General features: G+C 75.6%; 4 protein-coding genes. 2 read left to right on the top strand and 2 right to left on the bottom strand.

The window, feature by feature from the left end:
• Nucleotides 1-146: 146 nt before the first annotated feature.
• Both Q7W29_07640 and Q7W29_07635 read right to left on the bottom strand, forming a co-directional pair.
• On the bottom strand, nucleotides 147-845 hold the full coding sequence (locus tag Q7W29_07640) for a hypothetical protein (protein ID MDO9171686.1): 699 nt from the start codon (nucleotides 843-845) through the stop codon (nucleotides 147-149).
• Nucleotides 842-3,166 (bottom strand): N-acetylmuramoyl-L-alanine amidase, encoded by a 2,325-nt coding sequence (locus Q7W29_07635; protein MDO9171685.1) that lies wholly within the window; start codon nucleotides 3,164-3,166, stop codon nucleotides 842-844. The genes Q7W29_07640 and Q7W29_07635 overlap by 4 nt, the downstream gene beginning before the upstream one ends.
• 181 nt (nucleotides 3,167-3,347) lie before the next feature.
• Here Q7W29_07635 and selA point away from each other — a divergent pair, with 181 nt between their 5' ends.
• Nucleotides 3,348-4,790: an L-seryl-tRNA(Sec) selenium transferase gene (gene selA / locus Q7W29_07630; protein MDO9171684.1), complete on the top strand. Its 1,443-nt coding sequence runs from the start codon at nucleotides 3,348-3,350 to the stop codon at nucleotides 4,788-4,790.
• The coding region (locus tag Q7W29_07625) for a hypothetical protein (GenBank protein MDO9171683.1) at nucleotides 4,787-5,435 on the top strand (649 nt) is incomplete at its 3' end. The genes selA and Q7W29_07625, both read left to right, overlap by 4 nt.

Raw genomic sequence — 5,435 nt, 5'->3', positions numbered from 1 at the left:
CGCGTGCCGGGCACCCCGTGTGCCCGGCACGCTTGGCCTCTGGTCTCCTGCGCCCTCCTGGCGCAGGAGACCTGCAGACACCCCTGCCACGGTGGCATCTGTGGATCCAAGTCGCATCACATCAAGCGCTCGGGCAGGGACGATCTTCAGTCCAGAACCCGGGGGTTGTGGAACGTCACGGTCAGGACGTTCCAGAACCCGGCGGGATCCGCGCAGACGGCGAAGTCCGGGTCGTAGAGCCAGCGGTCGACGGCCTTCAGCACGACGGCGGCGAACTCCGGACCGGCGTCGGACTCCAGGACGTAGGAGCCCTGCACGGTGCCGTCGGGACCGACGAAGAAGGCAGCCTTGACCGTCAGCACCGGCGCCAACCGGTCCAGGGGCGAGGCGTCGGCGGGGTAGCGCGGGTAGATCTGCCGCAGCAGGTGGAAGCAGGGATTGGTCGGCGTGGGCAGGTTCAGCTCGACGGTGTCGCGCAGGTCGACGACGTCGGCTTCCACGCCGGCGTCGGGAGCAGGCGGGGTCGGGGGCGGCGCGACGGTGACCGGCCGCGTGCCCCGCTCGTCGGGCTCCACGACGTAGTCCGGGACCGGCGGCGTGGCGAGCCTGGCCAGGCGCGCGGCTTCCTGGTGCGCGGGATCGCTGCCGTCGTCGATCGAGATCTGCGGCATGATCTTCAGCGGTCCCGGCGCGCCCGCGAAGTCCCAGCGCTCGCGCACCCGTTCCCGGTCCGGCCCGAACAGGGCCAGCACCAGCAGCACGAGCGCGGCCGCGACGACGGCGGCGCCGTAGCGCCGCCGCAGGTCGTGGTCGCGCTCGCGGCGGCGCCGATCCAGATCGGTCATCGCGACGACCCGGACCGGAACGATCTCACGACCGGCAGGCCGGCCCCGTCGACGCCCGCGACCAGGAGTTCCCAGTCGCCGCCGACGTGCACCTCGAAGGTGTGGTCGGGACCCGGCAGCGGCAGGCGCGCGGGCGGGTCGCCCGCCGCGGGCGGCAACCAGAGCCAGTTGCCGTCGACGCGCATCCAAACCGCACCTGCGGCGAGGCGCGTTGCCGACGGGTGGCCGCGCAGCAGTTCGCGCGGGTCCTTCACGTCGGTGAGCAGTTCGTGGCCGGCGAACCAGGCGGCGACGGCGTTGAACACCGACGCGGCGACGGACGCCTGGAGGGCGGGCGCGCGCCAGCGCTCCTCGTCGGCGACCGTCGCCGGCAAGGGCAGCGACACGTCCACGGCGGGGCAGGCGGTCTGCCGCAGCAGGTAGCCGTAGGACTCCGTGATCGTCGCGGTGAAGGCGGCGTCAGGCGCGGTCAGCATCGCCTGCAGCAGGCGCGCGGCGCGGACGCCGCCGACGCTGCCGGGATGGTGGGCGAGGTTCCAGCCGCCGTCGGGAGAGCGGCGCAAGGTCAGGAACAGCTCGGCGTCCAGCGCGTTCGCCTGCAGGATCTTCGCCTCCGGCGGCACCCACCCCTCGCCGCGGCGGGTCAGCTGCGCATCGGCGCCGGCCCCGCGCAACAGGTCCGCCAGGCGTTCCGCCACGGCCAGGTTCAGCTCGCGGCCCGTCGTGCCCAGGGGGCCCTGGCCGTCGGGCTCCGCCGCGTCGCCGTGCGGATCGATCAGGACCCGGCGGCCCACGAGCGCGGGGATCAGCGGCCGCCAGCGCAGCGTGTCCGACGGGGATGCGTGCGGCGGCTGCCAGGGTGTGCGGTGCCCCGCGTCCAGCAGCAGGGGCAGGCAGCCGGGCCTCTCCAGCCAGGCCGGTTCGCCCGCGGCGACGGGGAAGGCGGGGGCGCGGCGGTCCACGACGAAGGTGTCGTCGCGGCGTTCGTCCAGCGCGATGCCGGGCAGCAGGCGGGCGGTCCAGCCGCCGCCGTCGGTCCAGATCCAGCGCGCGCCCGGCGGCAGCGCGCGCGACGCCGCGGCGCCGTTCGGCAAGGCGGCGGCGGGGCGCAGCAGCCAGCCTTCCGCTGCGCCGAGGGGAGACAGGGGAGGGGCGCCGGCGGCGCTGTCCGCGACGTCGATCCAGGTCGGCGCGCGCAGCGGCGCGGCCGAACCGCGATCCAGGGCGCGCCAGTGGAGCAGGGCGCGGGGGGCGTCGACCGCCTGCTCCGTCGTGGCGTCGCACTCGATCCGGCGCTGCGTGGTGCGGCGGCGCAGCACGAAGGTCAGGTCGGCGCTGCGGCCGGCGAGGTTGCGGGCGCGCAGCTCGCAGCGGTGGTCGCCGTCGGCCAGGGGGCGGTCGGGGCGCCAGACCAGGACGTCGCCGGCCGGAGCCAGGGACGTCGCGGCCGCGACCCCGTCGACCAGCAGCGAGACCGAAGCCGGATCGAGCGGCGGCGCGTCGTCGGGGGCGGTGCGGTCGGTCACGAAGCGCCAAGCGACGTGCTCGCAGGTCCGCAGCGTGGTGTCGCTGACGACCGTCCAGAACGGCACGCCGCCGGCGAAGTAGTCGCACAGCCCCTGGTAGTAGGCCTCGGCCTCCAGCTGGCGGAAACGGGGTTGGGCCAGCTTCGCCTCGACGTTCGGGTTCGACAGCATCGAAGGCTCGCCCAGGACCGCGGGCGCGGTCGCCGCGCGCAGGACGTGGAAGTTGCCGGCCATGATCCGCGCGGGGCTGATCCCCAGCCGGCGCACCAGGTGCTTGTGGACGGCGCGGGCCAGGTCCAGGTCGGCGCCCGCGCGTCCGGCCGGGTGGTAGGTCTGCGTCTCGTTGAGGGCGCGGTCGAGCTGCGCGTTGCTGTTGTGGTGCAGCGAGACGAAGACGTCGGGCCGCAGCGCCGCGCAGAGCGCCGCGCGCGCGGCGAGGTCGGCGTTGACCGTGGAGTCCGCGGGCGTGAGCAGGTCGGTGTCGGCGGTGCGGGTCAAGGCGACGTCGGCCCCCGCGGCCGACAGCAGGTCCCGCAGGCGCAGGGCGACGTCCAGGTTGACCGTCGCCTCCTCGAGGCCGTCGCGGCCGACCACGCCGCGGAACGCGCCGCCGTGGCCGGGGTCGAGCAGGACGAGGCGCCCCCGCAGCGGCGCGTCGTCCGCGACGGGGGCGGGCGGCGCGGGCTCCGGGTACCCCGTGTTCGCGGGCGGTCCCGTCCGGCGGGGTGCGCAGGACCCCAGCAGGGCGGCGGCGATCAGGACGACCCACGGGGCCGTCCGGCGCGGAACGGTCATCCGAACCCTCCTTGGTGCATCGGTGAGGGTAAGGGCGGCGCGTCCGGGTGTCCAGCCGCGGTCGGGTCGGCGGCCGCGGCTGGACACCGGGTGGGGCGTCTGGTATTTTGGACGGCCATCGAACGCCGGCCGTCCCGTCGGGCCGGCGCGATCGTCGTGTCCGGCACCGAACGGCAGGTCCATGAGCGAGAACGCGCTGCGCCAACTCCCCTCGGTCGGACTGCTCCTGGAGCATCCCGAGGTCGCGGCCCTCGCGCAGGGGGGCGCGCGGACCTGGGTGACCCGGCTCGTGCAGCGCGTCGTCGAGGCGGAGCGCGCGCGCCTGCGCGCCGCCGATGCCGCCAACGTCACCGACGCCGCCGACGCCGGTCGCGAGGACCTGACGCGCCGCGCCGTCGCCTCCGTCCTGCTCGAGCACGAGCGGGTCCTGCGGCCCTCGATGCGCCGCGTGATCAACGCCACGGGCATCCTCGTGCACACGAACCTGGGCCGGTCCCTGCACCCCGAGCGTGCGATCGCCTGGGCCGCCGAGGCGGCGCGGCACAACCTCGACCTCGAGACGGACCTCGACGCCAACCGGCGCGGCCACCGCGGCCGCGGCGTCGAGACGAAGCTGTCGCTGCTGACCGGCGCCGCCGACGCGCTGGTCGTCAACAACAACGCGGCCGCCCTGTGGCTGGCGATCCGCGCCTGCGCCGGCGCGAACCGGGTGGTGCTCTCCCGGGGCGAGATCGTGGCGATCGGCGGCTCGTTCCGGCTGGACGAGATCCTGCGCGAGACCGGCTGCGAACTCGCCGAGGTCGGCACCACCAACCGGACCCGCCCGCAGGATTACCGCGAGGCGCTGCGGCCCGGCGCGGTGGTGCTGAAGGTCCACCGCAGCAACTTCGTCCAGCAGGGGTTCGTCGAGGAGGTCCCGCTGCGCGACCTCGCCGACCTTTGCCGCGGCGAAGGCCACGTCCTGGTCTACGACGCCGGCAGCGGCCAACTCGCCGACGTCGCCGGGGCGGGCCTGGCCGGCCACCGCACGCTGGAGCAGGATCTCGCCGACGGTCCCGATCTGGTGACCTGCAGCGGCGACAAGCTGCTCGGCGGCGTCCAGGCCGGCCTGGTGCTGGGACGGGCCGACCTCGTCGGCCGCCTGCGCGACCACCCGCTGCGCCGGGCCCTGCGCGTCGACAAGACGACGCTCGCGGCCCTCGACGGCACGTTGACCCTCTACCTCGAAGGCGCGCACCTGCGGTCGGTGCCCACGCTGGCCTTCCTGACGCGCACGGAGTCCGAACTGGAGCGGATGGCGGGCGACCTGCTCGCCCGGCTCGACGGCGGCGCCCCGGCCGGCTGGCGCGCGGAGGTCGTCGCGGGCCTCGCCCAGGTGGGTGGCGGCTGCTCCGCCGACGCCGCGCTGCCGACGCGCCTGGTGCAGTGGCGCGCCCCCCGCGAGGAGATCGAAAGCTGCCATCGGCGGCTGCGCACCGGGGATCCCGCGGTGCTGGCCCGCATCGGGCAGGAGGGCCTGGCCGTCGACCTGCGGGCGCTGAGCGACGACGACCTGCCGCTGGTCGCCGCGGCCGTGCGCGCGGCCTGGGAACACCTGAGCGGGAACCGACGGGAGGCCACGTGAGCGATTCGGCCGTCCGCCACGGTCCCCTGGGGCTGCCGCTGTACCCGACCGGCTTCGCGGTCGAGGAGTTGCGGCTGGACAGCGGCCCCATGTTCTGGGAGGAAGCGCAGCGGCTCAGCGCGGGCGAAGCGCTCGCCGGCTTCGTTGCCGACCACCTCGAGGCGCCCGGCGCGCCCAGGGTCTGCGTGATCCTGGGCCCGCCCGACGCGACGGCGCCCCGCGCCGCCGCGGCGCTGATGACCGCCCGCGCCCTGAGCCGCCGCGGCCGCCGCGTCGCGGTGGTCGACGGCGATGACCTGTCGCCCGACCTCACCCGCTGGGCCGGCCGCGCCGACGTCGAGGGTTGGATCGACGTGGTGCGCTACGGAGCTTCGCCCGCCGCCGCGGCCGCCGTCCTGCCCTGGGGTGCGCCCGGCGGCCTGCTGCTTGGCGTGGGCTCGTACCACCCCAGCCGCGCCTCGGGCGACGAGGTGAGCGCCCTGGTGGCGATCCTGCTCGAAGAATTCGACCACGTGCTGGTGAGCGCCTCGACGGGGGACCGCGGCGCGGTGTGGGCCACCGTGCCTTCGCTGCGCGTGCTGTGCTGGGACCAGGCCGCCCTCGACTCGTCCCTGTGCGAGGTCATGATCCGCGACGTCGGCCAGC

It is taken from the genome of bacterium, assembly GCA_030654305.1.
In the GTDB taxonomy this organism is placed as follows: Bacteria; Krumholzibacteriota; Krumholzibacteriia; order LZORAL124-64-63; family LZORAL124-64-63; genus PNOJ01.
Note: the sequence above shows the minus strand (reverse complement) of the source record. Positions and strands in the feature narration are given on the sequence as shown.

Excerpts from the sequence above, each read along its gene's own strand:
- Q7W29_07640 (MDO9171686.1), bottom strand. The coding sequence starts at position 845 with ATGACCGATCTGGATCGGCGCCGCCGCGAGCGCGACCACGACCTGCGG.
- Q7W29_07635 (MDO9171685.1), bottom strand. The coding sequence starts at position 3,166 with ATGACCGTTCCGCGCCGGACGGCCCCGTGGGTCGTCCTGATCGCCGCC.
- selA (MDO9171684.1), top strand. The coding sequence starts at position 3,348 with ATGAGCGAGAACGCGCTGCGCCAACTCCCCTCGGTCGGACTGCTCCTG.